Source organism: Methylobacterium amylolyticum (assembly GCF_030700245.1).
Taxonomy (GTDB): Bacteria; Pseudomonadota; Alphaproteobacteria; order Rhizobiales; family Beijerinckiaceae; genus Methylobacterium.
In genome coordinates this window covers 1-21,055 of the sequence record NZ_JAUYZI010000070.1, presented here as the reverse complement: position 1 = coordinate 21,055, position 21,055 = coordinate 1, and the positions used below count along the sequence as shown (strand labels likewise).

37 protein-coding genes and 1 pseudogene are annotated in these 21,055 nt (G+C 68.0%); 11 read left to right on the top strand and 27 right to left on the bottom strand.

The genetic code is table 11. The features are described from left to right. The coding region (gene traA, locus Q8W71_RS29330; protein ID WP_305528924.1) for a Ti-type conjugative transfer relaxase TraA at positions 1-1,987 on the bottom strand (1,987 nt) is incomplete at its 3' end. Between the two features lie 261 nt (positions 1,988-2,248). On the opposite strand from traA, the gene Q8W71_RS29325 reads away from it, so the two are divergent. After that, on the top strand, positions 2,249-2,590 hold the full coding sequence (locus tag Q8W71_RS29325) for a mobilization protein (protein WP_305528363.1): 342 nt from the start codon (positions 2,249-2,251) through the stop codon (positions 2,588-2,590). A 158-nt stretch (positions 2,591-2,748) separates the two neighbouring features. On the opposite strand, the gene Q8W71_RS29320 is transcribed toward Q8W71_RS29325, so the two are convergent. The 4 genes from Q8W71_RS29320 to Q8W71_RS29305 form a co-directional block, all read right to left on the bottom strand. Beyond that, on the bottom strand, positions 2,749-2,958 hold the full coding sequence (locus tag Q8W71_RS29320) for a hypothetical protein (RefSeq protein ID WP_305528923.1): 210 nt from the start codon (positions 2,956-2,958) through the stop codon (positions 2,749-2,751). Between the two features lie 247 nt (positions 2,959-3,205). Next, entirely contained in the window at positions 3,206-3,643 is a 438-nt protein-coding gene (locus tag Q8W71_RS29315; protein ID WP_305528922.1) for a type II toxin-antitoxin system VapC family toxin, read from the bottom strand. Beyond that, positions 3,640-3,897, bottom strand: coding sequence for a type II toxin-antitoxin system Phd/YefM family antitoxin (locus tag Q8W71_RS29310; protein WP_305528921.1), 258 nt, complete (start codon positions 3,895-3,897; stop codon positions 3,640-3,642). Before Q8W71_RS29310 ends, Q8W71_RS29315 begins: the two co-directional genes overlap by 4 nt. A 169-nt stretch (positions 3,898-4,066) precedes the next feature. Beyond that, positions 4,067-4,891 carry a helix-turn-helix domain-containing protein gene (locus tag Q8W71_RS29305; RefSeq protein WP_305528920.1) on the bottom strand — a complete coding sequence of 275 codons (825 nt, stop codon included), beginning with the start codon at positions 4,889-4,891 and terminating at the stop codon, positions 4,067-4,069. A gap of 763 nt (positions 4,892-5,654) precedes the next feature. Between Q8W71_RS29305 and Q8W71_RS29300 the strand changes: the two are divergent. Continuing rightward, positions 5,655-5,738: pseudogene (locus tag Q8W71_RS29300) on the top strand (helix-turn-helix domain-containing transcriptional regulator); the annotation flags it as partial. 64 nt (positions 5,739-5,802) lie between these two features. On the opposite strand, the gene Q8W71_RS29295 reads toward Q8W71_RS29300, so the two are convergent. Both Q8W71_RS29295 and Q8W71_RS29290 read right to left on the bottom strand, forming a co-directional pair. Continuing rightward, positions 5,803-6,045, bottom strand: a complete 243-nt coding sequence (locus tag Q8W71_RS29295; RefSeq protein ID WP_458351524.1) for a DUF7241 domain-containing protein — start codon at positions 6,043-6,045, stop codon at positions 5,803-5,805. Further along, positions 6,042-6,335 (bottom strand): hypothetical protein, encoded by a 294-nt coding sequence (locus Q8W71_RS29290; RefSeq protein ID WP_305528918.1) that lies wholly within the window; start codon positions 6,333-6,335, stop codon positions 6,042-6,044. The genes Q8W71_RS29295 and Q8W71_RS29290 overlap by 4 nt, the downstream gene beginning before the upstream one ends. Before the next feature lie 236 nt (positions 6,336-6,571). Here Q8W71_RS29290 and Q8W71_RS29285 point away from each other — a divergent pair, with 236 nt between their 5' ends. From Q8W71_RS29285 to Q8W71_RS29275, 3 genes are all read left to right on the top strand, one after another. After that, on the top strand, positions 6,572-6,754 hold the full coding sequence (locus tag Q8W71_RS29285; RefSeq protein ID WP_305528917.1) for a hypothetical protein: 183 nt from the start codon (positions 6,572-6,574) through the stop codon (positions 6,752-6,754). Between the two features lie 58 nt (positions 6,755-6,812). Further along, positions 6,813-7,049 carry a hypothetical protein gene (locus Q8W71_RS29280; protein WP_305528916.1) on the top strand — a complete coding sequence of 79 codons (237 nt, stop codon included), beginning with the start codon at positions 6,813-6,815 and terminating at the stop codon, positions 7,047-7,049. Between the two features lie 91 nt (positions 7,050-7,140). Continuing rightward, positions 7,141-7,503, top strand: a complete 363-nt coding sequence (locus Q8W71_RS29275; RefSeq protein ID WP_370875572.1) for a hypothetical protein — start codon at positions 7,141-7,143, stop codon at positions 7,501-7,503. A gap of 654 nt (positions 7,504-8,157) precedes the next feature. Here the strand turns inward: Q8W71_RS29275 and Q8W71_RS29270 are convergent. The 14 genes from Q8W71_RS29270 to Q8W71_RS29205 form a co-directional block, all read right to left on the bottom strand. Then, the gene (locus Q8W71_RS29270; protein ID WP_305528914.1) at positions 8,158-8,364 is read right to left on the bottom strand and encodes a hypothetical protein; all 207 of its coding nucleotides are present in this window, start codon (positions 8,362-8,364) and stop codon (positions 8,158-8,160) included. 66 nt (positions 8,365-8,430) lie between these two features. Beyond that, positions 8,431-8,562: a hypothetical protein gene (locus tag Q8W71_RS29265; RefSeq protein ID WP_305528913.1), complete on the bottom strand. Its 132-nt coding sequence runs from the start codon at positions 8,560-8,562 to the stop codon at positions 8,431-8,433. Further along, complete coding sequence (locus Q8W71_RS29260; RefSeq protein WP_305528912.1) at positions 8,562-8,879, bottom strand: DUF6522 family protein; 318 nt, start codon at positions 8,877-8,879, stop codon at positions 8,562-8,564. Before Q8W71_RS29260 ends, Q8W71_RS29265 begins: the two co-directional genes overlap by 1 nt. A gap of 244 nt (positions 8,880-9,123) precedes the next feature. Continuing rightward, positions 9,124-9,321 (bottom strand): hypothetical protein, encoded by a 198-nt coding sequence (locus Q8W71_RS29255; protein WP_305528911.1) that lies wholly within the window; start codon positions 9,319-9,321, stop codon positions 9,124-9,126. 110 nt (positions 9,322-9,431) lie between these two features. Beyond that, the gene (locus Q8W71_RS29250; RefSeq protein ID WP_305528910.1) at positions 9,432-9,695 is read right to left on the bottom strand and encodes a hypothetical protein; all 264 of its coding nucleotides are present in this window, start codon (positions 9,693-9,695) and stop codon (positions 9,432-9,434) included. A gap of 463 nt (positions 9,696-10,158) precedes the next feature. Further along, positions 10,159-10,431, bottom strand: coding sequence for a hypothetical protein (locus Q8W71_RS29245; RefSeq protein ID WP_305528909.1), 273 nt, complete (start codon positions 10,429-10,431; stop codon positions 10,159-10,161). 5 nt (positions 10,432-10,436) lie between these two features. Continuing rightward, the gene (locus tag Q8W71_RS29240) at positions 10,437-10,655 is read right to left on the bottom strand and encodes a hypothetical protein (protein ID WP_305528908.1); all 219 of its coding nucleotides are present in this window, start codon (positions 10,653-10,655) and stop codon (positions 10,437-10,439) included. A gap of 46 nt (positions 10,656-10,701) precedes the next feature. Then, entirely contained in the window at positions 10,702-10,974 is a 273-nt protein-coding gene (locus Q8W71_RS29235; RefSeq protein WP_305528907.1) for a hypothetical protein, read from the bottom strand. A gap of 213 nt (positions 10,975-11,187) precedes the next feature. Then, a complete protein-coding gene (locus tag Q8W71_RS29230) occupies positions 11,188-11,397 on the bottom strand; it encodes a cold-shock protein (protein WP_305528906.1) in 210 nt (69 codons plus the stop codon). Positions 11,398-11,595: 198 nt separating this feature from the next. Continuing rightward, on the bottom strand, positions 11,596-11,886 hold the full coding sequence (locus Q8W71_RS29225) for a hypothetical protein (RefSeq protein ID WP_370875571.1): 291 nt from the start codon (positions 11,884-11,886) through the stop codon (positions 11,596-11,598). Positions 11,887-12,480: 594 nt separating this feature from the next. Then, positions 12,481-12,669 carry a hypothetical protein gene (locus Q8W71_RS29220; RefSeq protein ID WP_305528905.1) on the bottom strand — a complete coding sequence of 63 codons (189 nt, stop codon included), beginning with the start codon at positions 12,667-12,669 and terminating at the stop codon, positions 12,481-12,483. A 266-nt stretch (positions 12,670-12,935) separates the two neighbouring features. Further along, on the bottom strand, positions 12,936-13,523 hold the full coding sequence (locus Q8W71_RS29215; protein WP_305528904.1) for a chemotaxis protein CheB: 588 nt from the start codon (positions 13,521-13,523) through the stop codon (positions 12,936-12,938). Beyond that, complete coding sequence (locus Q8W71_RS29210) at positions 13,520-13,759, bottom strand: DUF6894 family protein (protein ID WP_305528903.1); 240 nt, start codon at positions 13,757-13,759, stop codon at positions 13,520-13,522. The genes Q8W71_RS29215 and Q8W71_RS29210 overlap by 4 nt, the downstream gene beginning before the upstream one ends. A gap of 377 nt (positions 13,760-14,136) precedes the next feature. Further along, positions 14,137-14,361 carry a hypothetical protein gene (locus Q8W71_RS29205; RefSeq protein WP_305528902.1) on the bottom strand — a complete coding sequence of 75 codons (225 nt, stop codon included), beginning with the start codon at positions 14,359-14,361 and terminating at the stop codon, positions 14,137-14,139. Positions 14,362-14,783: 422 nt separating this feature from the next. Between Q8W71_RS29205 and Q8W71_RS29200 the strand changes: the two genes are divergently transcribed. Further along, positions 14,784-15,041 carry a hypothetical protein gene (locus Q8W71_RS29200; RefSeq protein WP_305528901.1) on the top strand — a complete coding sequence of 86 codons (258 nt, stop codon included), beginning with the start codon at positions 14,784-14,786 and terminating at the stop codon, positions 15,039-15,041. Positions 15,042-15,740: 699 nt separating this feature from the next. On the opposite strand, the gene Q8W71_RS29195 is transcribed toward Q8W71_RS29200, so the two are convergent. The 4 genes from Q8W71_RS29195 to Q8W71_RS29180 all read right to left on the bottom strand — a co-directional run bounded on the left by Q8W71_RS29195 (position 15,741) and on the right by Q8W71_RS29180 (position 17,856). Beyond that, positions 15,741-16,118, bottom strand: a complete 378-nt coding sequence (locus Q8W71_RS29195) for a hypothetical protein (protein WP_305528900.1) — start codon at positions 16,116-16,118, stop codon at positions 15,741-15,743. A gap of 8 nt (positions 16,119-16,126) precedes the next feature. Next, a complete protein-coding gene (locus Q8W71_RS29190) occupies positions 16,127-16,876 on the bottom strand; it encodes a hypothetical protein (protein ID WP_305528899.1) in 750 nt (249 codons plus the stop codon). 14 nt (positions 16,877-16,890) lie between these two features. Beyond that, positions 16,891-17,076: a hypothetical protein gene (locus Q8W71_RS29185; protein WP_305528898.1), complete on the bottom strand. Its 186-nt coding sequence runs from the start codon at positions 17,074-17,076 to the stop codon at positions 16,891-16,893. 525 nt (positions 17,077-17,601) lie between these two features. Next, entirely contained in the window at positions 17,602-17,856 is a 255-nt protein-coding gene (locus Q8W71_RS29180; protein ID WP_305528897.1) for a hypothetical protein, read from the bottom strand. A gap of 362 nt (positions 17,857-18,218) precedes the next feature. On the opposite strand from Q8W71_RS29180, the gene Q8W71_RS29170 reads away from it, so the two are divergent. The 5 genes from Q8W71_RS29170 to Q8W71_RS29150 all read left to right on the top strand — a co-directional run bounded on the left by Q8W71_RS29170 (position 18,219) and on the right by Q8W71_RS29150 (position 19,570). Then, positions 18,219-18,476 (top strand): hypothetical protein, encoded by a 258-nt coding sequence (locus tag Q8W71_RS29170; RefSeq protein ID WP_305528895.1) that lies wholly within the window; start codon positions 18,219-18,221, stop codon positions 18,474-18,476. Continuing rightward, positions 18,473-18,634 carry a hypothetical protein gene (locus Q8W71_RS29165; RefSeq protein ID WP_305528894.1) on the top strand — a complete coding sequence of 54 codons (162 nt, stop codon included), beginning with the start codon at positions 18,473-18,475 and terminating at the stop codon, positions 18,632-18,634. The genes Q8W71_RS29170 and Q8W71_RS29165 overlap by 4 nt, the downstream gene beginning before the upstream one ends. Positions 18,635-18,707: 73 nt before the next feature. Beyond that, positions 18,708-18,998, top strand: coding sequence for a hypothetical protein (locus Q8W71_RS29160; protein WP_305528893.1), 291 nt, complete (start codon positions 18,708-18,710; stop codon positions 18,996-18,998). After that, entirely contained in the window at positions 18,995-19,198 is a 204-nt protein-coding gene (locus Q8W71_RS29155) for a hypothetical protein (RefSeq protein ID WP_305528892.1), read from the top strand. The genes Q8W71_RS29160 and Q8W71_RS29155 overlap by 4 nt, the downstream gene beginning before the upstream one ends. A gap of 114 nt (positions 19,199-19,312) precedes the next feature. Further along, the gene (locus Q8W71_RS29150) at positions 19,313-19,570 is read left to right on the top strand and encodes a hypothetical protein (RefSeq protein WP_305528891.1); all 258 of its coding nucleotides are present in this window, start codon (positions 19,313-19,315) and stop codon (positions 19,568-19,570) included. A 184-nt stretch (positions 19,571-19,754) separates the two neighbouring features. Here the strand turns inward: Q8W71_RS29150 and Q8W71_RS29145 are convergent, their stop codons facing one another. Both Q8W71_RS29145 and Q8W71_RS29140 read right to left on the bottom strand, forming a co-directional pair. Further along, positions 19,755-20,141 carry a heme utilization protein gene (locus Q8W71_RS29145; RefSeq protein ID WP_305528890.1) on the bottom strand — a complete coding sequence of 129 codons (387 nt, stop codon included), beginning with the start codon at positions 20,139-20,141 and terminating at the stop codon, positions 19,755-19,757. Positions 20,142-20,729: 588 nt separating this feature from the next. After that, the coding region (locus Q8W71_RS29140) for a hypothetical protein (protein WP_305528889.1) at positions 20,730-21,055 on the bottom strand (326 nt) is incomplete at its 5' end.

Genomic DNA, 21,055 nt, shown 5'->3' with positions numbered 1-21,055 from the left:
CCCGCTCCACCACCCCCAGCATCCCGTTCTTCACCCCGAGCGCCCGGCTGTTCTCCAGGAACACGATCCGGTCCCCGGGCGCGAACGCCCGCTCCCCGTCGTTGGTCCGGTAGCTCCGCTCCCCGGCTTCCTCGCACCGCGCCAGGGCGCCCCGCGCCTGGAGCGCGGATCGGATCTCGGCGTTCAGCGCCCGCACGTCCGCCCGCCGGTGCGCCATCGCCACCCGCGTCCCCTCCGGACGGCTCTCCCGGTCGGCGAGGTAGTCCCGCACGATCCCCCCCCGCGCCGCCTCCCGGCCCGCCTCGATCTGGATCGCGCCGTGCTCGCTGTACGCCGCCAGCCCCTCGCCCGTCCGGTGCGTCGCGAACGCCACCGACGCCTCACGCTGCCACCCCGCCCGCTGCCGGCGGATGTCCGACAGCTCGGCGTGCCCGACCCGCTCCGCCACCGCCCGGAACGGCGCCCCCGCCCCGATCGCCTGGAGCTGCTCGTGGTCCCCCACCAGCACCAGCTTCGCCCCCGCCCGCTCCGCCTCGCCCACGACCCTTGCGAGCTGGCGCGAGCCGACCATCCCGGCCTCGTCGATCACCAGCACGTCGCCGCGCCCGAGCCGGCCGTGCCCGGCGTCCCAGCCCCGCGACCACGACGCCAGCGTGCGGCTCGCGATGCCGGACGACTCCTCCAAGCCCTCTGCCGCCTTGCCCGACAGCGCCGCCCCGTGCACCCGGTAGCCGGCCGCCTCCCACGCCTCCCGCGCCGCCGCCAGCATCGTGCTCTTGCCGGCCCCGGCGAACCCCACCACCGCCGCGATCCCCTCCGGCCCGGTCACGTGCCCGATCGCCCGCCGCTGCTCCACCGACAGCCCGGCCCCGGCCTCGCCCGTGCTCGCCCGGATCGCCGCGTCCTGCCGCGCCATCGCGCGCGCGACGTGCCGCTGCTTGATCCCGTGATCCCGCGCACCATGCAGCCGGTCAGCCGCCTCCGCCAGGCCGGCCTCGATCGCGATCATCTCCCGCGTCGCGTACCGCGCCGGCTGCACCGAGCCCGTCGCCGGGTCGGTGCGCTCGGCTTGCAGCGTCACCAGCTCGGGCGAGGCGGTCACCGCCGCCAGCGCGTTCTGGAACCCCTGCGCGTCGTCGTCGAGATAGCGGTGCAGCGCCCGCGCGATGTCCCGCCGGTCGAACACGCTCTTCTCGTTCGTGATGATCGCCAGCACCTGCTCCGGGTGCGCGCGGATCACCGCCGCGTTGTGCTCCGCCGCCGCCGGATCGAGCCGCGTCCGCTCGACCTCGCCCCCGCGCCGCTGCACGTTCGTCGCCGCCACACCCATGTGCTGCGTCGGTGCGATCTCCAGACCGCGCTCGGCGTGGCTGCGGTGGTCGATCCGCACGTCGTGCCCCTCCAGCGCCAGGGCCGCGTTCGCCAAGCCCTCCCACGCCTGCCGGATCCCGACGAGTTGCGCCTGCGTCGTCGGCAACCCGCGCGGCTGCAACTGCTTGTTCGCCAGCTCCAGCGCGGTCTTCGCGCCAAGCCCATCCGCCGTGACCGCCCGCGTCGTCATCAGCAGGTGAGCGTGGTGGTTGCGATCGTCGCCGTCGCGGTGCGGTTCGTGCACCGCGAAGTCCACCGCCGCGCCGGTGCGATCGGCCAGCTCCTGCGCGAACGCCCGCGTCAGCGCCGTGCGCGCCTCGGCGCTCAGCTCGTGCGGCAGCGCCACGACGAATTCCCGTGCCACCCGGGCGTCGCTGCGTTTCTCCGCCGCCTCGGCCGCGTTCCACAGCGCCGAGCGGTCGAGCGCCCAGACCGCGTCGACGCCTTCCGGCAGCACGATCTCCGCGTGGATCACGCCCGCCTTGCGGGTGTAGTCGTGCACGAGGCCGTCGCGGGCGTTCTCCAGCCGCTCGGCGCTGCGGTAGGCCGCCGCCGCCACCGCCGAACGGCCCGAGGACCGGGCGACGACCGACATCTGGCAGTGATAGATCGCCAACGGGGACGGCTCCGCTCACGGCCGAGCTTAGCAGCAAAGGGGTCGCACAGCGACCCGTACTTGCGCCCTTCACATCCCCTTCCGCTTCGCTCCAGACGATGCTCCGGTGTCCGCCCGCAGGACTACTTGTGCGAGTATGGTGGGGCTGAGCGTTGCAGAGCGGGCAGGCGATCCGAGGAACTCAGTCACGCATCGATCAACGAGCTTGGCCGTAAGCGACGAAGTCAGTATGACGGGCTTGCCTCATCCAAGGAGACGGCCATGGCGCGACGGACGATCGCGGAGCGCATCGCGCAGCTCGACGTGCGGAAGAAGACCCTCCTGGCTCGCCTCGACAAGCAGGATCGCGCCCGCGACACCCGCCGCAAGGTCCTGCTCGGCGCCCTCGTCCTCCAGCGCCTCGAAGCCGGGCACGATCCCGCCTTCACCCAGCGCCTCGCCGACTGGCTCCGTCGCGAGCTTCCGGGCTTCCTCACCCGCGACGCCGACAAGGCTCTATTCGCCGATCTCATCGGCCCCCCGGCGGGAACTGCGCGCACGGAAGCTCCGGTGAGAGGTACGGGCGCCGTCGAAGCCGAACGGGCGGGGGACGCCGCCGCCTGAGATGGATCTCGGGCGGGCCATGACGGCCCATCTTCCGAAGGCTGCGCGGTCACGCGACCGCGGCACCGGATCGCCGTTCAGGTGATCGCCTGACGATCGTCTCGGCTGACACCACGGACCCGCCCACCGCCAGCCTGTCCTTCGCGCCCGATGTCGCTTCAGCCCGCGCGTGACGCCCTCGCCCCGAGCCGCTCCGCCTCCGCCCGCCACGCATCCCGCTCGACCACCATCGCCTCGATCAGCGCGTGCGGGTTCCCGGCGTCGAGCGCCGTCTCCATCAGCATGTCCTGGGCGGCCGCGAGTTGCTCGCGCAGATCGGCGTTCTCGCGGGCCAGGGCGATCAGCAGCGCGGTCACGTCGACGCCCATCCCCGTCCCCAGCCGACCGCGAGCGGGCGCGTCTATCCGTGCGGAGCGGCAGCTTCAACCACGCTCGGTCGATCGTCCGGCCGACACCCGCGAAATCACCGCCCCGCGCCCACCCGATCCGCGGGCATTCCCCACCCTGAGGGTGGGGGGATTCATCATCTCTCCCCCCGCAACCTGCCGCCCGGGAGCGCCCTCGGCCAAGCCGATCTGGTCCTGAGCCCAGCGTCTGGCCGATCCGGGTCCTGGATCAGGCCGGTGTCCCCTCCCCGGCCCATGGATCGAGGATGCGCACGCCGGTCGGCGCGAAATCCGCGACGTTGCGGGTCACGACCGTCAGCCCGTGCACGAGGGCGGTCGCGGCGATGAAGGCGTCGCGCTCGGGCCGCGGATCGGGCACGTGCAGACCCGCGCAACGCCGTGCCACGGCCGTATCGAGCGGCAGGATGCGCTCCCCGAAAGTCGGCAGCACGTGATCGTCGAGCCAGGTCCGGAGAAGCGCACCCTGGACCGGGTCGCGCCGTTCGCGCTGCAACACCCCGATCTCCAGTTCCTGCACGACGATCGCCGAAAGGAACAGGCTGTCCACCGGCACGGTCCGCACCCAGGCCGCGACGTGGGGATGGGCCTTGCCCGCCCTGACCTTGCGCAGCTCGGAGACGACGTTGGTGTCGAGCAGGAACGTCACGCGAGGTCGGCCGCCCTGGGGAGAGCGCGCGCGCGCGGGAACTCGATCTCGACGTCCTCGATGCCGGCGGGCCAGCCCAGTGCGTCGGCGACGGTGCGATTCTCTCCCGTGAGGCGCCGGTATTCCTCGATGCTGAGCAGGACGTGGGCCGGCCGGCCGCGGTCGGTGATGAACACCGGTCCCCCGGCTGCGGCCTTCTTGGCCCGTCCGGTATCCTGGTTGAACTCGCGGCTGGAGAGCGTGGTGATCGTCATCGGTTCGGCGCTCAGGTTCGATCCATTTTTGTAGCAACGTTACTACTAAAGCCGACGCGTCGCAACGCCCCACGGTCGCACAGCTCTCTCGTGGCGACCGCCCGCAGTGGACCCGCGCGTCATCCAAATGCCCAGAGCCTCGTTCGTCAGACCGTCCGGCCGCGTGCGCCTACCGCATGGCTCGAACCGTCCCACCACCCGCGCGGATTCTCGTGGGGTCGCTGCGTCGCGGGTCGCCCGCTGCCCCTCGGCAGCTTTCTTTGGGGTCCGTGGGGCTGGTTTTCCCCGATTCTGGAACTTGAGTAGGCGTGCGGGTCGCGCTTTTGACCCCTCCCCCCTGTCCCGGGAGATCGCGCCGGTCGTTCCCCGCAGAGGGCAGGCCCCCACGTCGCGCCAGCCGCAGCCAAGCGGTCCACTCCGGGCTAACGATGCGCAGCACGTTCGGCAGGTTGCGGAACCCGGTCACACGCCGCTCCTCGACGGTGAGCAGCCCCAGCCGCACCGCCTCCCGCACCGCGTTCTTCACCGTCGAGCGGCACACCCCGGCCACCGCCGCCACCTGCTCGATCGCCAGACGGCAGTCCTTCCGCCGGGCGACCTCGGACGCCACCAGCGCCAGCACCGCCTGCTCCGCCAGCGTGAACCGCGCCGCCAGACCCGGCGGTAGACGCCCCGACGCCGCCCACCGCCGCCGCCGCTCCAGCGACGCGTCCGTCCGCGGCCGCGCTCCGGCCCCCGGCTTCCTGGGGCCGGTCTGGCGACCCTGAGCGGGGTCTGTCGCCGCCGGTGCCTCGATTCCTCTTGGGTTCGGGCTTTGTCCAGCCGGCGACCGGCCGCCGACCTCGCGCCGCGCCGCGATCAGCCCGGACAGGGCCTCGGCCTCGGCCTCGCTGACCCGCCCCTCCCCGTAGGCGCGCCACAGCAGCGCCGTCACCTGCGGCAGGGTGATTCGTGGCGCACCCTCGATCGCGCGCCTCAGTTCCTCGGCGAACATGCTCCCCGGCCCCTGAAAAGGGCCGCAACAGGTCGTTCCGGGCCGCCGCAGAGGGCGTCCGGTCCACAGACAAAGCGCAACCGTCGCGGGAATTGGCGTTCCCGCTTGACGCCCAGGGGCGTCTCGTGGCTTGTGAGGGGTAGTGACACGGTCCTCACAGACCACTTCGGTTTCGACGGCCCTCCGTTTGGCGACGGGGGGCCGTTGGCGTTTCAGGGGTCGACTTGCGGCGGCGTGGTCTCCTGATGATCCGGGCGACTCGCGCGAGGCGGTGCGTAGCCGGACACGGCATGTCGGCTGGGCCGAACCGTTAAGTCAACGTTGAGAGGGTTGGGCGAGGCATCCGGCGATGTCGGAGCACAGCCTGGAAGCCCACTTCGTCATGCAAGCGAGGCTGTCGATCGCGATGACGCCTGCCGAGTTCCATCGCTGAGGTCGTAGAGCCGACCGAGCGCGACTTCGGCGTGAACCGTCGATCGCGCCGGCACGCCTACCTCGCCTGCATCACCACCTTCCATGTGAAGGATCACCCGAAGCGGGCGGGCGAGACCGACATCGAGGACAAGCTGCGAGCCGACGGCGGGGTGTTCGCTTCCTGCCCAAGCCCTGTCGCGATCAGGATCTCATCGCGGCGGTGTTCGGGTTCGTCTCCCGGCAGACCGGCGCGATCTGAGGCTTGGCCCGCCGCCTCATCAAGGCAGGATCGCGAGCGCCCTGGGTCACCATCCAGGCATCGATCGGCCTCTGTTCAGCCATGCCCTTCGGCGTCGTGGCCCTCCCCCGGGGCATGACGCAGATCGCCCGCGAGGCAGGCCTGTCCCGCGAGAGCCTGTATCGGGCGCTCTCGTAGGTGGGAAACCCGAGCTTAGACACCGCCAAGCGGGTATTGCCCGAACCGCCTTGGCTGCTCGTCACCCTACGATCCGACACCAGTCACGCGCGGTGAGGCTCCAAGCATGTTCGTCGTTATGGCCGACCACGACGCCATTGTGGCTGACCATGCGCGCGAGCATCACCCGCGTGCCGAGCGCCGTGATGCGGATCACCGTCGGCCCAAAACCCGCATCCCCGAGCAGTCGCGTCCCCACGCCCCAGCCGTTCTCCCGACAGATGTCGGCCGCGTGACGGTGATCATGTCGAGTTCCGCCCGTCACCGGTTGGCATCGCGAGTGGCCGGCTGCGGATAGGCCGGATTGCCGCCCGGGACTGCCGTGCTGTTGCTGGGGGATGCGCCACCGCCCGCGCCGCTCTCGCTGCCGGTGATCTCCTTGCGCGAGGCAGCCTGGCTTTGGCTCGCGTAATCGGCCGGCGAACTCGCTCCTTGCCAGATCATCAGCGCGCCGAGCGCGATCACCATCAACGCGACGCTGGCAATCAGCACATAAAGCGCCGGCTTGCCGCGTCGGCCCTGGCGCCCGGCCTGGCCGGAAAGGTGTTCTGCCATTTCGAAACTCCGCTGCCCCGCATGCTGAGGTGACAAGCGAACGGATGGTCGGCACCGTAGATCCCATGCTGTGACCTCATGGACCTGTCCGCGGATCTGTCGCTCGCGCGCAAAAGAGCGATTATTGAGCACTAGAATTTTATTTCTTGAGAAACGGATACTTTTTGACCCCTATCGATTGGGTCAGTGCGCACGTGGGCTCGATCGTCCTGCCGCTTGCGGTCGAGGATCCTCCCATGTCGCTGATGATGCTCATCGCGCTTGCCCTATCGGTGAGCGGGGTCGCCGCCGCACTGACGAGTTACGCCCGCGCCCCGGTCACCGATCAATTCACGGGCTGGAACCTCGCTTTCATGGGCGGCATCAGCCTCACCGCACTCGGCGGATTGGGCATCATGCTCTCGGCGATGACGAGCTGACATGTCAGCCGATAGCTCCGCGCCGTCGAATACCAAGGTGCATTCCCCGGACGCAGCGATGATCGAACCGAACCAAACTGCATACATCCTCAAGGTCACGCGCGCCGATGACGCCGAGCTGTCCGGTCAATTGATTATGTTCTATGCTGCGATCACCACCTCCGAGGACGAGGCCCTTGCCGTCGTGCGACGGGCTGTGAAGGCGGACGCGGAGATCGAGCCGACGGGCGTTCGCCTCTCCCAGCAGACGGCCAGCGCACTCGATCTCGAAGCAGGCATGGCCCGGGCACTCTGACCCCGCGAATATCGCATTGGACAACATGTTGCCCGACGGGATCAGCCGCGGGCGATGCGACCGGCCATTCCCGCGAACAGCGCAGGTGAACATGTTCGAACGCCTCAGGGCCAAGCTACGCCGGTTCATGTCCGGCAGCCCGCATGAACAGGCGATGCGCAGGATGGTCACTCAGCAGGAGGGCGGCTCGTTCCACGGGCCGGGTGCCGACAGGGCGCAGTCGTTCGAGAGCGACTACCATGCCGCCGCCGCTCTGCTCCGGGAGCGGATGAACGGCAGCTACCCGAGCGCCTACCACGAGCGGCTGAGTTCCACCGCGAAGCCCGTCTACGGGTATGGCGAGCCGCGGGCGCGGGTCATCGATACCGCCTCGACGGCGATCGCCATGGCGCTGCGGGACGGGGCTACGGTCGAACAGGCCGCAGAAGCAGGAGCTTCGAGTGTGGGGATCTGACGCTGGAGGTGGTCAGTCGCGCGGCTAGCCCTCTTGAGGGCCGCGCCAGCCGCGCAGGTCATGAGCGACACGGCAGCCGGAGCGCTCGCGGTCGGTAGCGCAACACCCGTTCAGGCGTGCTCAACCGCCGCGATGGGAAAAGGACGGTGGAACGTCATCGGCCCGGTCATGGGTTCCCACGACCTCTCTGCCAGAGGGCAGTGATTTCCCGAAACACCATATCCCCGTCCGCCTCCGAAGCTCCGCGGGAGCCGAACGATCGGATCGAGCGGCGTACCACCGTCCCGTCCCTGATGATCGCCCAGTCGAACCGGCCCGGTTCGGTTGAGGAGGCACTCACGCGCAACGTGTGAGGATTGGGCGTGAAGACGATCATGCTCGCGTAACCCCGTGGCTTCCATACGGCGTCGATCTCAACCGGTCTGCGCCAGGATGACGATCCATGCAGCCAGGAAGATCATGAACGCGCCGCTCGCGGCGACCAGGAGTGACTTCCAAGTAGCGGGATAGTGGGTAGCATGATCGATGGGCATCTACTTTCCTCGTTCTCAAGTGGTGAACAGAACCCCGGTCATGAAGATCCGACATATCTCACCACGTGTCGAAACGTCACGGCATAGATCCTAAACGGATCGCCGCAGAAGGGGACACAGATCAGTGACCGCGAAGGCCGGATGTTCTCGGGGTCAGGCTTACCCGCACCTGCAACCGCTTGGCACGAATGGCCTCGATGGTTCGTCGCGGTGCGTTCGTAGCCAAGGCCTCGGCCTCCAGTTCGATGAGGCGCTCGATCAGTCGTCCCTGTCCCCGAAGGTCGGAGGGTGGCGAGCCCCGGGCCACCGTCGCGATCAGCTCACGCATGGTCGGGCACATCTGCGGTCGGCTTCGCGCCATCATGGATAGACCCTGTCCGGCTTGATCATCGTCCTAATTCCGGCCGGTCTGTTTCATCGCCCCCACCACGGTGCTCTTCGTCGAGGGCGCCGCTGCGTTGGTCTTCGGCACGGGCTTCTTGGGTTTTTTGCTCTCGCGGTTGCCGCGCTTCTTCTCTGTGCCCATTACCAAGTCTCCTCACCAATCAAGGCGCCGCCCTGATCGAAAACGCCCCGCCAGACCTTCTTTGGCAGCCGGATAGTCACGCGCGAGCGCCCGTCGTCCTCGCCGCTCCCGACCTCGATCCGACTGGTCACCTGCCCGCAGCTCATCTGCCGTCGAAGGTCGCTGGCAGCGACCCCGAGCCGCTCGGCGAGTTCGCTCGGATCGACGAGCCAATTCCCGCTCGGATCGATGTTCAAGTGCACGGGCGAGATCTCCGTCGGATCGTCAGGTACCGGATTAGGTGCGCACATCACAGGGAAGCTGAGGTGCGCCGTCATGGATCACGCGCCTGCGCCTCGGCCCGTCGCTCGGCGTGCTGGTAACGAGCGAGAGCCTTCCGGCCAGCTGCGACTGCCAGGGCGCGGCTCGCGAACGTGAGGGTCGAGCGCATGAACGGCACGGCCTGTCCTGTCCGATGAATGCTCCACGCCCAAGGCGAAGGCTGCGAGCCGTTGGCATCCGCGCGGACCCGGAAGATGATCGCGGCATCCGTCAACGTCGGTCCAATGCCGTACAAAGCGATCATCGTCGCGCCGCGACGAGTTCACCCTCGGACATCGCGCGCTCGCCAGCTTCGGTTCGGACCCGATAGCCCGGCTCGCCGGCCCGGTCCTCAGGCATGAGGCGCGCCACTGCGAAGATTTCGCTCGCGCCCTTGCCAGTGGGGGGCAACACCTGAGCGCCGCAGACCCGGTCGCCGATCTTGAACTTGTGGGGCATGGTCGCTCCTGATGTCGTCGATGAGAGGATGTTGCCGCAGTCACGGACGTTCGGGGATCGGAACGACAGAGCCGCCCCGAGTGGCGGCTTCACTTGGGTCCGCGCGAGGGCTATTCGACGTGAGGGCTGGTCAGCGAGACGGCGACTTGGCCACCCATCGGTTGGATGTGCGCGACGAACCGCGCGCGCGACCAGAGTTCGATGCGGTGACCGTCGGCCAAGGCCAACGTGCGCCGCTCGGCCTCCGCGTCTGTCTCAGCCTCGATCAGCAGTGTGGATCTGATGCTGCCGTTCGGCGCAAAGCGATACGCCCGGTAGGGCGAAATCGTGCAGGAAGAGCGTCGGGTAGTTGGGAAGCTGAGGATGTTGGCCATGCGCCTGTCCATCACAGGCGGGGACACGAGGTCCTCAGCCACCGGAGCCTGGGTCAGCCGATCCGGTGATGGACACACTGTGCGCCCTTACTTCCAAGAAAGATACCCTCGGACCTGCCGACGACTGGCACTCCTACGTCGCACCACACGATAAGCTCAGGTGTAGACACGCCGGTCACTGGACCTCTGACCCGGTCGCCGCGTTGAGCGATATATGCGCGGAGGCCGCGATGTCCCTGTCAGATCCCACCCGCTTGGCGCTTACGGAAGCCGCGCTCGCTTCCGCGGACCGCCTCTGGCGGGAGGAGATGCGCCGGGCATACGGGGCGGACGCGGTGCTCACCTACGGGTACGCGCCGGAGGGGCAGGGCGGGCTCGGCACGTCGTTGCGGCGGAGCTACGAAGCCCGGCGCGTCGCAGTCGCACTCTGGCGCCATGAGCGGCGGCAGACGTCAATGGGTACCTAATGACCTGGTCCAACCACCAGGCTGGTTCGCTCGATCATCGCGAGTAGAGCTGCACGAAATGCCTGCTGAGCCGGCGACCCCATGTCGGCTCGGCCGCCGCCGAGGTCGTCGAGTAATCGATCCAACGCCGCAGCCCGTTCTTCCGGACCATCCTGGCTGTAGGCATACCGTAGGAGGAGGTTCTGCGCGGTGCCGAAGCGTGCCTCGTCAGCCTCATCGATCAGCATCCGCAATTCATTCACGCAATCTTCCCGCGCCGTCATGCTCATCGAGTTCAATGCCCCCTCAGGCCGAATGATCTCGGGATCAAGCCATCGACCCAGATCTGCCGTCGTATACGGCGGATCGTCTCCAGGGTCCGGGATGGCGCATCCGCCGGTACCGCCTCGGCCTCAAGCTCCGTGATCCGGTCGAGGAGCTCGGCCCGATCCTTCGGCCTGAAGGCGGACGCCTCCCGCGCGATATGTCTTACCAACGCGATCAGCTCGCGCATGATCGGGCAGATCGCCGGCGCTGGTGCGCTGCCACGGGGCGTCCCGTCATCTTCTCTGACCCGGGGCTGGATCGCTCAGCAGCCGGATCGACGCTGCGATCGGCTGGTCCGTTGCCGCGAAGCTGTTCACGAACCGCCTCCCCAACCAGAGATCGGCTCGGAGCCCCTCCGTCACCGCGTAGGCCTTCCGCGTCGCATCAGCATCGTCGCGGGCCAGGATGAGCGCGGTGCCGCAAGGGCTGCCGTTCACGGCGAAGCGATGGAGCTGATACGTCGCGGATCGCCGGCCCTTGCCGGGGAACTTGATGAGGTCGGCCATAGCCCGCCTGTCGGTTCGCAGGCGAGGGTACGGGCCCCCAGCCGCCGGAGCCTGAGGGTCGCTCATCCGGCGGTGCGCTCACCCTGCGCCCTGGGACTTGGAAAAGATAGCTCCGGGAACGGTGCCCGACTCTCGGGGGCTTCCGATTGCTTCGATCATTGAAAAAGCCGCCCCAAGGTGGGGGCGGCTTCGCAGATCTACTCGGAGGGCGCGTCAGGCGCTTTTCAGGTTCGCCGCGGCCTCCTTGCCGCTGCGGCGGTCGGCCTCGACGTCGTAGGAGATCTTCTGCCCCTCGACGAGGTTCCGCATCCCGGAGCGCTCGACGGCCGAGATGTGGACGAACACGTCCTTACCGCCGTCGTCGGGCTGGATGAAGCCGAAGCCCTTGGTCTCGTTGAACCACTTCACGGTGCCAGTCGTCATCGTGCTTTCCATTTCCTCGCAAGCCATGGGTCGGGTGCGGAGACGCGGCTTGCGTCGCCAGCTCGACGAGGATGCGAAGGAAAATCAGGGGCCGGCCTGCGAGGGCGTGACGGTCCGAGCGATCCAGTCACGCGCCGATGGCCATGAGCTATGGCAATGCGATCCGGACCGCAAGGCGCGAGCGCCGATCGACCCTTGTCATCCGCGATCGGTCAGAAACCGCTCGATCTGCTTCATGCCGTTCTCGTGGGCCTTCGCCTCGCTGGGCAGGTCCCGATCCGAGCGCTGTGCGAGCTTGCCGTGCTTACGGATGGTCCAGTGGTACAGGCCGCCCGGGCTCTTCGGAGGAAAGATTTCCAGGGTAAAGGGATGCGTCGGGTTGATGGTCATGTCCCATCTTCGCACGAGCCGAGCGTCGAGACCAAGGGACGCGCCGGCCGCGCACGTCATGAGCGACACGGTGACCGGCGCGCTCGCGAACGGGAGCATGAGGGTGCTCGACCGCCGCGATGGGCATGACGATGAAGAACGTGGGCGGGATACACGCGGATCCGCCGATGAGGCGGCCGATCTCTACGTTCCTATCGTTGCCCAGCACTCCCGGCTGGACGCGGTCCGGCGTGCAGCCGGGTCGTGCCCCGGCCGGACACTCGCCAGACCGGCAGCGAGCCTTCACGGGCGAACATCGCGAACGCCTCCGCTACGGGCCCTCGTGCGGGGGCGGCTGGTTGGTCGACGACACGGCCCACGATGCACGCTTCCTCGGCGACATCTGCAGCGGGTGGACGGGTTTCGAGCGCGAACAGCACACCCGATCGATCGGGACGTAGCTCATCCGGCAGGGCGCCGACTTTGAGCCACAGGCAGCCCCAGCGAGCACAGACCGGCGGCCGCGTCGCGTAGATACCGCATGCCGCTCCAGTGTTGTGCCGGCACAGCGTACCCGCCGGTTTGGTCAGCGCTCGGATCTCCAGAACCTGACAGCAGACTGTACAGGAGCCGCACGAGCGGCCCGTAACGCGCAGCGTCATGCTCTGTGAGCTTCGACGACGAAACTCGTGTCAACCGGGGCTTCGACTGACATCACGCGCCGGTCGTAGGCTTCGCCGGCCGGGGTTGCCGCGCCGACGGCCGGCGCTCGGGGGCCCGTTCGGGATTGGGCTTGTCGCTGAAGAGGCGCTTGATGCGCTCGTTGAAGCCCTCGGCTGTAACCGGCTGTGCGCCGCCGCCGTTCGAGGTACGCGCCATGATGAACTCCGGGTCGTCGCCCAAAGCACACGATCGCGCGGAGGGTATGAGGGATATGGGGACGCCCAAGCCGATTACTATTGCCGAGGGCAATCGGTGTCCTAACCACGATGAAGGTGGTCTGCCGTCCCATACCTCATCCCCCAGCCTCAGTGCTTCGTCAGGCTCTCGACCGTCTCACTCCGCCCGAGGGTCCCGGAGAAGCGGGCGAGGCGGCTGAGGCTCGGCTCGTTCAGCATGTTCCGCTCTCGGCAGCGCCCCATCCAGCGGCGCGAAGTGCGAAATCGGTCTCAGCTGCGGACCGCGTCACGATCCAGCTTGCCCGAGCACAGTGCGGCGACGTGACCGGCGATCTCGTCGACCGACAGGCTCGCGTCGGGGCTGTCCCGCAGGAACGCCGACCACGGCATCTCCGGCACGAGCGCCTCGGCAGGGTGCTGCACCAGGGACTGGCCACCCCGCAGCTTGATCACGCGTAATCCTTCGGCTCCGTCGGAGTCGCGGCCACTGAGCACGATGCCGACGACACGGGCGCCGAAGGTCTCGGCGGCCGACACGAACAACGGATCGGCGGCGGGTCGGGTGGAATGCACCTTCGGGCCGCGATCGAGCCTGATCCTGGCGTTCTCCAGGCGCATGTGCCGGCCGGACGGCGCCACGTAGATACGGCCCGGTTCGATCGGCTCGTCATCGAGTGCGAACGCCACCGGCAGGGGGGTGATCCCCGCCAGGACATCCGGCAGACGACTGGTGTGGTCGCCGATGTGTACCACGACGAACAGCGAGGCGGCACAGTCCGCGGGCATGGCGGCGACGATCCGCTTCAGGGGCTCCAGCCCACCGGCCGAGGCGGCGATGACGATGATCGGACCAGTCATCTCAGCAGCCACAAGCCGGCGTAGGCCAGAGTCGCCGAGTAGACCGGGCGCTCGTTCTCCTCGGTCACCAGCACGGTGAAGGTACGCCGGTCGCCGTCTTGCGGGATCTCCTCGTGGGCGATGTCGGGCAGGGGCTGGACGGCTTGCATGCGCGCCGCGGCAAGGTCCGCGCACTCCGTGCCAGCCTCGTCGTGTTGCGAGCCGCCGTCGTGGATGTCGAAGAAGTAGCGCGGCATGGCTGTGCTCTGCTGGCTGAGAGCCGGGAGCACACGCATCTCGCAGTCGCTGACGGCTCAGAGCAAGGCCAGCGATGGGCATGCCTACTTCGAGAGCCAGTAGACCACGCTCACATAAGTTATTCGGTCTGCTGCTGGAATGCCTTCGACCGGACAAAATGGGTCTGCCGGGTTCCACCATGTCGACCGATGGCCGTCGAGCACCGGCATAGCGGCATAGACGCCCTCGATGTTGAGCCAGTCCACGTTCGGTAAGGCGGATCCGAGACCGGTGCGCGAATAGCTGGCCTCCTCGGTCTAGTGTGGGCGCTTGCATCCAGGCGGCCGTTCTCACGTTCATGATCGTCTGCACCCGCGGGCCGCGCGGCTGCGACGCGTCAGTTGTCCCGCTGCTTCACCAAATCTCGCACCTGCGACAGCACCCTGGCGCGATCCACGTCGCTCCTGAGCGCGCTCCACAGCCGCAGCAGCTCGGCCATCGCCGCCAAGTCAGCCAGGGCATCGGTCCGCCGGTCATCCCCGCCGAAGAATATATCCGGCGGCAGACCGAGGGCTTCTGCGATGCGATGAAGGGTGCGAGCGGGGTTGGGACTGTCTTCCATTCCCTACATATGCGCTCGTAAACTGACTTGGTCTTCAATCCGAAGCGAGACGGGCTACAATCGGTCAAGGTTGATGCGTAATTTTTGTCTCTTAGCTAGAGCATATTGTTTTAGAGAGCAGATTGTCTAAGTTTAGACAGTCACCCTACCGCTTGTCGGACGCTCCGCGTAGAGCGACCGCCCTTCGGCCCGGTTCGCCGCCATGCGCTCGCGCAGAGCGACTGCACGGCGCGCAATCGCTTCGGCGTCGCAGGTGCGGCAGGGACCACCGCGACCCGCGGCACGGCAGTTGTCAGGGGTTCGACAAAATCGGCGGGGCATCGCACCACTTATAGGCGACAATCCCGGCGGCGATCACGGTTAATCGCCCTTGAACGATCCCTAGCTACCGTGGGTCGATGATCACCAGCGAGACCACCAGCATGTCGGGACCGATCGCCGCGACCTGCGAGGTGAAGGTTGGCGGAGCATGGCAGGGGGTGACGCTGAAGGAGGCCCACGCGAAGCACGGCGGAACGGACAAACGCTGCCCCTCCTGCCACGGGCGGGTGATCGTGTCGGGCAGTTACAGCGGACCGTTCAAGCTCATCCTCTCGCACCGGAAGAACCACCGGGGCTGCCCGCTCACGCCCAAGTCGTTCAGGGGTGAGGCATGGCCGCATCCGGAGGCTCTGGCGTAGGTTCTGGCCGCCAGCCCTCCGACCGGTCAGGACGAGACGGCAGGATCAGCCCTCGTCCGCCATCAGGGCGAACAGGGCGACGCCAGCCGCCGAGATGATGTTGCCGTCGCTGCCTCGGGGCAGGGCCGTCGCCAATCTAGCCCTGATCCGTGGGGACGGGCTGCGGGTCGCCTCAGGGGGACCGACTTCGGCGACGTGACCTCGGTGGCGCCGTCGACATCCTGTATCCGCATGGTGCTATTGCCCAAGCGGTTCGAAATTAGGCGTACTGGGCCGATTTTTGGTAGTCGACCTCGGTGTCGCGGTCGGCGCCAACAAAGCCTGTTATGCGCAGGATAACGCCACTCTCGCCGAACGGCGCATCATTGTGCTTGTGGTCCAGAGGAGAAATGTTTACACCCGGCCTCCCGGACAAGAAAAAAGGCCACTCTCGAAGGAGCGGCCCGAAGTCTAGGGAGGAAACGCCCAAGAAGGGCTGCGGGACCGCGACGCCATCGCGACCACGCATGACATTTCTAAGCCGCTGCACTGCACTATGCAACCAACAAAGGATGCATTTGGCGCATGGCGGCGGCTTTTTCGATGACACGGTGCGCAAACACACCATGCCTTGGCAGATAGAGCGCAGCAGTATGGGCTCTCAGCCGTCTGCGTGACCATCACCCACTCAGGCATTCGGGACAGGTCGGGCATTCGGTATCAGGCGTCGTCCTCGTCTGGATCATTCCGCGGCGCCTCGCCACGCAGCGCGGCCCCGAAATGCCGCTCGATGATCGCCTGCCTGCGCTCGGTTTCCCGCTTGTCCTTCTCGCGGAGCTTGAACCGGGACAGGTTCTTGCTAGTCTGGCGGGCGGCGTCCTCATGCTCACGCGCGCGGCGTTCGGCCTCCCATGCTGCCTCTCGGGCGCCTTCGGCGTGCCAGTTGGCCAGAGTAGCGCAGAGGGTCAGAAGGTCTTCCTGTTCGTCGACGGACCAGTACGACAGGTGCGCCTTAAGGTAGGTGCGGATCTCGTTCGACTTGGCGTCGCCCCACACGGCACCGAGGAGGTTCGTGGCCTCTTCGATGTACTTCAGCATCGTCCGCATCAGCGCCCTCCGACCAGTACCATAAGGGCGACCCCCGCGGCCGCCAGCACGTTCCCGTTGCCGCCCCAGGCGAGGGGCGCAGGGGCTGGCGCCGGTACACTCCGGACCCGCGGCGCGGGGCTGCGGGACACCTCGGGCAGGACGGTCTCCGGCGCCTCGGCCTCGCGGTCCTCGTCCCCGCCGCGCATCCACGCCACCTGCGAGCCGTGGGCGTTCTCCGGCGCCGCCAGCGACGGCTCGGCGTCGGCATCCGGTTCGAGGTCTGCGTCGCCGTCCCAGGTATCGAGGATAGCGATCAGCCGCTCGGCGGTGTCGCCGCTCGATGATGGGTCGAGGTCATCGCGATGGGCGAGGTCGTTGCGCCAGCCGACGCCGACCTGATCGAGGATCTGGACCGCGCGTGTCGAGGGCGGCGGCACGTCCTGCCAGGATCGGTGGTCGGCCGGGAAGTGGAACAGGTCGGCGGCGGTGTTGGCGGCCACGAACATGGCGGCCTCGGCACCCATGTGCGGGTACAGCTCGCGGCAGACCAGCCGCCGCTCCATGAACAGCCACGTCGCGTAGTTGATGAGGGCGAGGCGGTCGACGGGTTCCGGCTCGGGCACCGGGGGCGTGAACGCGACCCGGCCGACCTTCGCGGCCAGCGTGGCGCGCCTCTTCACGTCGGCGGCGCCGCTCGTGACGGCGGCCAGCCGCTCGCGCAGGGTTGGGGTCTCGGGGTCGCGGCGGAGGATGCGGGCGAGCTTCATGACGGCCCCTCCCCTCAGGCGATCGGCAGGAAGCCGTAGGCGGCGACGCCCCCGGCGATGATGGCGATGGCGGTCAGCAGCTCGCCCGCGAGGTCGATGAAGCGCGGGGCGCGGACGTGGGCGGTGTCCGGCCGGACGGGCTGCACGGCCTCCCACGGCTCGATCTCGCCGGGCAGGCGCTCGTCGTGGAGCGCGGCCACCGTGTCCCGACGCTGGAGGTCGAGGGCGAGGACCGGGCGGACCGCAAGCGGTGGAGCGAGACGGCCCTGCGGCGCTGCCCGGTGCAGCGGCACGGGCGGCAGGTTGGTGCCGAGGAACAGGGTCAGGTCGGCGGCGCGGGCCTCGGCGATGCCGTAGGCGGGCTGGTGGCCGGCCTTGAACGCGGCCTCCTCGCGGGAGCCACCAGCGGAAGTGCTCCAGCAGCGCGAGGGCGCCGAACCGGGTGGTGCAGGCGGTGGTGACGATCGCCTCGGACGCGGCGTCGTACTCGTCGTTGGCCTCGATGCTGGGGCGGCCCTCGGGGGCGACCTGATAAGCGTCGTAGGCGGCGCGATGGCGGGTAATCGCGGCGTGGATCGGGTCGGCCGCGGGCAGGGTGAAGGCGTGCGTCATCGTTCGGGCTCCAGAGGGCTCGTTGGGTTGGTCGGCAGGGGCGGTGTGGTGCGCCGGACCGGCGCGGGGTCAGGTCAGTGCGCGGTACGGGCGCGGGCGGCCTTGGCAGCGGCTCATGCGGACTTCAGCGCCAGCGACATCGCGGCGGCCCAGGTCGAGCCGTAGGCGAGCTGATGGGTCTTCGCCGCGAACACCGCGACGGCCATGATCGCGGCGCGGTCGTACTGACCGGCGACGACGAGCGGGCGGATCCGGGCCTGGAAGGCGATCGACGCCTGAGCGCCGAGGGCGCCGGCCGGGCGGCGCTTGCGGTCGTCTTTCAGGTCGCGGAGGGCGGAGGACCAGGAGATGGAGCGCTGAAGGGGCATGGGCTGAGTACCCGTATATGGCGGCTGGCAACGCCACTGTGTGTGTGGTACACATATACGGGTCGGTATGTGCCGTTAACCTCGGAATGTGTGTGGCAAACACCAATGCTTGTGACGGGCCATCAACTCAAGGCGGCGCGAGCCCTCATAGGTATGGAGCAAACGGATCTCGCCGCTCGGGCGGACCTCCACGTCAACACGATCCGAAAAATGGAAGGGAAGGGCACCGCGGAGATCACCAGCGGTGCCGACATCGTACGGCGCGTCCAATCCGCCCTTGAAGCGGCCGGCGTCGAATTCATGAACCACGGGCGCCCTGGCGTCCGCCTGCGGGGCGAGGATCAGGCGTGAGCGAGCGCCCCATGGCCTACACCCTCGAACAGCTCGCGCCCGGCAGCTACGACGTGCTGCTGAATGGCGTCGTGATCGCGGGGCTCGTGCGCAGCGTCCACCGCAGCGGGCCGGGCAGCGATTGGCAGATCGAACTGCTAGACGAGATGCCGGCGGCCGAGCGGCCCGCACCCTTCACCGCGCAGAAGCATTTCTTCCGGTCCCGGCCCGCGGCGCTGGCGTGGCTCGGCATCCGGGAGGCAGCAGCTATCGCCGAGCCGGCCGCATGAAAGTGATCCGCGCTCGCCTCATGGCCGTGGGCATCGCGACCGTCTTCGTCGGCGCAGCGAGAGCACTTCAGGCCGTGGGCATGGCGTATGCCCTGGAAGACTGCCTCGTGGCGGCTTTGGTCGCGACGGTGATCACGGCCGTGGTTCCAGCAGCATGAGCGGTCCTCGACAACTCACCCCCGAGAACGGCGCGGGCGCCGGGATCCGGTTCCGGGAGCGGAAGGCGTAACCGTGGCTGGCGACCCACAACCCCCGTTCGGTCGGCCGAGCAACGTCAACACGCCAATCGACACGGCCGCTCGGCGCACGCTGATCCACAACGAGCAGACGAAGATCCGGGCGACGATCCTCAACACCATCGCTGCCGGTCTCGTCGTCGCGGGCATCATCACACCGCTCGCGTCCCTGGTCATAAGCGGCGCCGGGATGACGTTCGCGAGCGTGATGCTGATGCTGATTTGGTTCCTCGGCGCGGTCATCCTACATTCGGGCGCTCTGCTCGCTCTGGAGGAGCTGCGATGATCGGCACAGTGGTTCTGACGGCCATCGCGGTTCTGTTCGCGGTTGGCTTTGCTGCGGTGGCCGTGACGCGTGCCCGGCACAGTGCGCACCGCGTCGACAGCTTGCGAGAAGACGAGGAAAGGGTAGCGCGCGAGGGCACGCCCGTTTCAGCCGGCTTCACGGCTGCTCCGCCCTACCATACGAGTGCTCGACAAGCCTGATCCAATCCCGAAACGCGGCTTACCCGTAGGACCGAGCGCGAAACCCGTGTGCCCTGCCCCATGGGGTCAGGAGCAAGCGACGGTTCGGCGGTAGGACAGCAGGTTGGGGGGCCGATGACGACGCAGGCCGAGTGGGACGCCAAGTTCGAGGAGATCGTCGCTGAGGTCGGTCGCGAGCAGTTCGGCGACGGCCCGCTGAAGCCCGCCCAGGCCCTCCAGGCCCGCGTCGACGCGGAGGCCATGGTCGGAGAGTGGGAGTTGGTCGGAAGCCGGAACCCACAGGGAGGCAAGGCGCAGACGACCTTGCAACGACTCCTCGCCGAGCAGCACGAGATCGCCGCGCGCCTGCGGAACGAGCGTGAGACCGGCTGAGCCGACCGCGGGCCCGATATGCAGCCGGTCCCATTATGGGCGCACTGTAAAAAGGGCCCGATTTCTTTATTCGGAGATAGGGGCGGCCGCAGGGAAACGGGCCGATCTGCGCGGACCAGAAAAGCCCCCCTTTTCAGAGCGGGCGACCGGCGCCGTCAGAACGCGCCTCGGGACGACGGGTGCCCTACCCGCTTCGCTTGGCGCTCCAGCTACCGCTGCACTCCACCAATCCGCCACTCGTGCGCCACGTGCCGCTGCCACTGCCATCCGGGTCCAGGTGGCCGGTGATCGGGGCCTTGTTGGCGCCTTGGATGATCGTGGCCTGTACTACGCCGCTCGCCGACACGCCGCCGTCGATGTCGACGTCGCCCGGGATCGAGGCGTCACCGTTCTTGATGTTCACGCTGTAGCTCGTGCTCTTCGCGCAGGGGCCCGAGGTCGACAAGGCGGTGATGCTCCAGCTTCCGTCGAAGCGATCTGGCACATCGACCTTCTTCTTCGCGGCGTCAGCCCGGCCGAAGGCGGTGAGCAGCAGGCCGCTGGACAAGATCAGGGTGAGAAGGCGTGCCACATACGGCTCCGTGGTTCGCGCAGCCGTGTGACTGGGCAGGCACGAAACAGCGTGGGCAGCCGTGCGGTTCACCACGCAGCCCCATCCTCATCACTTGTCCGGCTTCGACCGGCCCTGCTCGACGTCCTACATCAAGACCCGGCCGCCACCTGTCTTTGGATCCTCCGCTAATCGCCCGCATCCATCATCCGCCTGGGCCACGTCGCGTATCGGCCCGGCGCTGGTGAGATCCGGGGTTCCCTCGCCCGTGAGCAGATCGGGCGGGGCCGAACCGAGTTGCGGTGCCTCACGTCGAATTGAATGGCGCGAGCCTCGATACGTCCACCGAGGGGATCCGTGAGACTTGGATCCCCACGCGAAGCTCGACAGTATCTCGTAATGCTGCGTCGCTCCTCTCCCGCCTCCCGGATTGTCGTCATCCCCTGCACCATGCAGGCGGGTTGCTTCTTGTGGACGATCTCGTCGGCGGACGGACGAGAGATCGAGCGCTCCCGCTTCGCTCACGCCAGCGCCCATAGTGCTCGGATCACGGGCGAGGTACGGGCCCGGGAAATCGGCATCAGGATCTGAGTAGGCCGAACCGACCGCCTACCGTTCGAGCCGGTAGATCACGCCGTCGACCATCTCGACGCGCCAGCCGAGGGCCATGAGCGTGTCGTGGGCGAGCGTCGCCGGATCGGTGCCGCCCTCCCCTCGGGCTTCCATCGCCGCGCGGATGTCGTGCATCTCCATGACCGACGGCACACCGCGCTCGACGTGGTGGTCTTCGATCAGGGCCAGGGCTGCGACGATGATCCTGCCAGTCATCGGCACCAAGACGCGGCCCCGCACCACCGCATCTGCCGGATCGAGCCCGTAGTGGCCGGCCCGTCGATGAGCGCAGTCCCAACGAGCTGCGGATCCGGCTGGTTCGC

Bases quoted from the DNA above. Each gene is read 5' to 3' on its own strand.
- Q8W71_RS29325 (WP_305528363.1), top strand. From the start codon at position 2,249: ATGGCGCGACGGACGATCGCGGAGCGCATCGCGCAGCTCGACGTGCGG.
- Q8W71_RS29320 (WP_305528923.1), bottom strand. From the start codon at position 2,958: ATGGGCGTCGACGTGACCGCGCTGCTGATCGCCCTGGCCCGCGAGAAC.
- Q8W71_RS29310 (WP_305528921.1), bottom strand. From the start codon at position 3,897: ATGACGATCACCACGCTCTCCAGCCGCGAGTTCAACCAGGATACCGGA.
- Q8W71_RS29305 (WP_305528920.1), bottom strand. From the start codon at position 4,891: ATGTTCGCCGAGGAACTGAGGCGCGCGATCGAGGGTGCGCCACGAATC.
- Q8W71_RS29290 (WP_305528918.1), bottom strand. From the start codon at position 6,335: ATGGCAGAACACCTTTCCGGCCAGGCCGGGCGCCAGGGCCGACGCGGC.
- Q8W71_RS29285 (WP_305528917.1), top strand. From the start codon at position 6,572: ATGTCGCTGATGATGCTCATCGCGCTTGCCCTATCGGTGAGCGGGGTC.
- Q8W71_RS29280 (WP_305528916.1), top strand. From the start codon at position 6,813: ATGATCGAACCGAACCAAACTGCATACATCCTCAAGGTCACGCGCGCC.
- Q8W71_RS29275 (WP_370875572.1), top strand. From the start codon at position 7,141: ATGTTCGAACGCCTCAGGGCCAAGCTACGCCGGTTCATGTCCGGCAGC.
- Q8W71_RS29270 (WP_305528914.1), bottom strand. From the start codon at position 8,364: ATGCGTGAGCTGATCGCGACGGTGGCCCGGGGCTCGCCACCCTCCGAC.
- Q8W71_RS29265 (WP_305528913.1), bottom strand. From the start codon at position 8,562: ATGGGCACAGAGAAGAAGCGCGGCAACCGCGAGAGCAAAAAACCCAAG.
- Q8W71_RS29260 (WP_305528912.1), bottom strand. From the start codon at position 8,879: ATGACGGCGCACCTCAGCTTCCCTGTGATGTGCGCACCTAATCCGGTA.
- Q8W71_RS29255 (WP_305528911.1), bottom strand. From the start codon at position 9,321: ATGCCCCACAAGTTCAAGATCGGCGACCGGGTCTGCGGCGCTCAGGTG.
- Q8W71_RS29250 (WP_305528910.1), bottom strand. From the start codon at position 9,695: ATGGCCAACATCCTCAGCTTCCCAACTACCCGACGCTCTTCCTGCACG.
- Q8W71_RS29245 (WP_305528909.1), bottom strand. From the start codon at position 10,431: ATGAGCATGACGGCGCGGGAAGATTGCGTGAATGAATTGCGGATGCTG.
- Q8W71_RS29240 (WP_305528908.1), bottom strand. From the start codon at position 10,655: ATGCGCGAGCTGATCGCGTTGGTAAGACATATCGCGCGGGAGGCGTCC.
- Q8W71_RS29235 (WP_305528907.1), bottom strand. From the start codon at position 10,974: ATGGCCGACCTCATCAAGTTCCCCGGCAAGGGCCGGCGATCCGCGACG.
- Q8W71_RS29230 (WP_305528906.1), bottom strand. From the start codon at position 11,397: ATGACGACTGGCACCGTGAAGTGGTTCAACGAGACCAAGGGCTTCGGC.
- Q8W71_RS29225 (WP_370875571.1), bottom strand. From the start codon at position 11,886: ATGCTCCCGTTCGCGAGCGCGCCGGTCACCGTGTCGCTCATGACGTGC.
- Q8W71_RS29215 (WP_305528904.1), bottom strand. From the start codon at position 13,523: ATGACTGGTCCGATCATCGTCATCGCCGCCTCGGCCGGTGGGCTGGAG.
- Q8W71_RS29210 (WP_305528903.1), bottom strand. From the start codon at position 13,759: ATGCCGCGCTACTTCTTCGACATCCACGACGGCGGCTCGCAACACGAC.
- Q8W71_RS29205 (WP_305528902.1), bottom strand. From the start codon at position 14,361: ATGGAAGACAGTCCCAACCCCGCTCGCACCCTTCATCGCATCGCAGAA.
- Q8W71_RS29200 (WP_305528901.1), top strand. From the start codon at position 14,784: ATGTCGGGACCGATCGCCGCGACCTGCGAGGTGAAGGTTGGCGGAGCA.
- Q8W71_RS29195 (WP_305528900.1), bottom strand. From the start codon at position 16,118: ATGCTGAAGTACATCGAAGAGGCCACGAACCTCCTCGGTGCCGTGTGG.
- Q8W71_RS29190 (WP_305528899.1), bottom strand. From the start codon at position 16,876: ATGAAGCTCGCCCGCATCCTCCGCCGCGACCCCGAGACCCCAACCCTG.
- Q8W71_RS29180 (WP_305528897.1), bottom strand. From the start codon at position 17,856: ATGCCCCTTCAGCGCTCCATCTCCTGGTCCTCCGCCCTCCGCGACCTG.
- Q8W71_RS29170 (WP_305528895.1), top strand. From the start codon at position 18,219: ATGGCCTACACCCTCGAACAGCTCGCGCCCGGCAGCTACGACGTGCTG.
- Q8W71_RS29165 (WP_305528894.1), top strand. From the start codon at position 18,473: ATGAAAGTGATCCGCGCTCGCCTCATGGCCGTGGGCATCGCGACCGTC.
- Q8W71_RS29155 (WP_305528892.1), top strand. From the start codon at position 18,995: ATGATCGGCACAGTGGTTCTGACGGCCATCGCGGTTCTGTTCGCGGTT.
- Q8W71_RS29150 (WP_305528891.1), top strand. From the start codon at position 19,313: ATGACGACGCAGGCCGAGTGGGACGCCAAGTTCGAGGAGATCGTCGCT.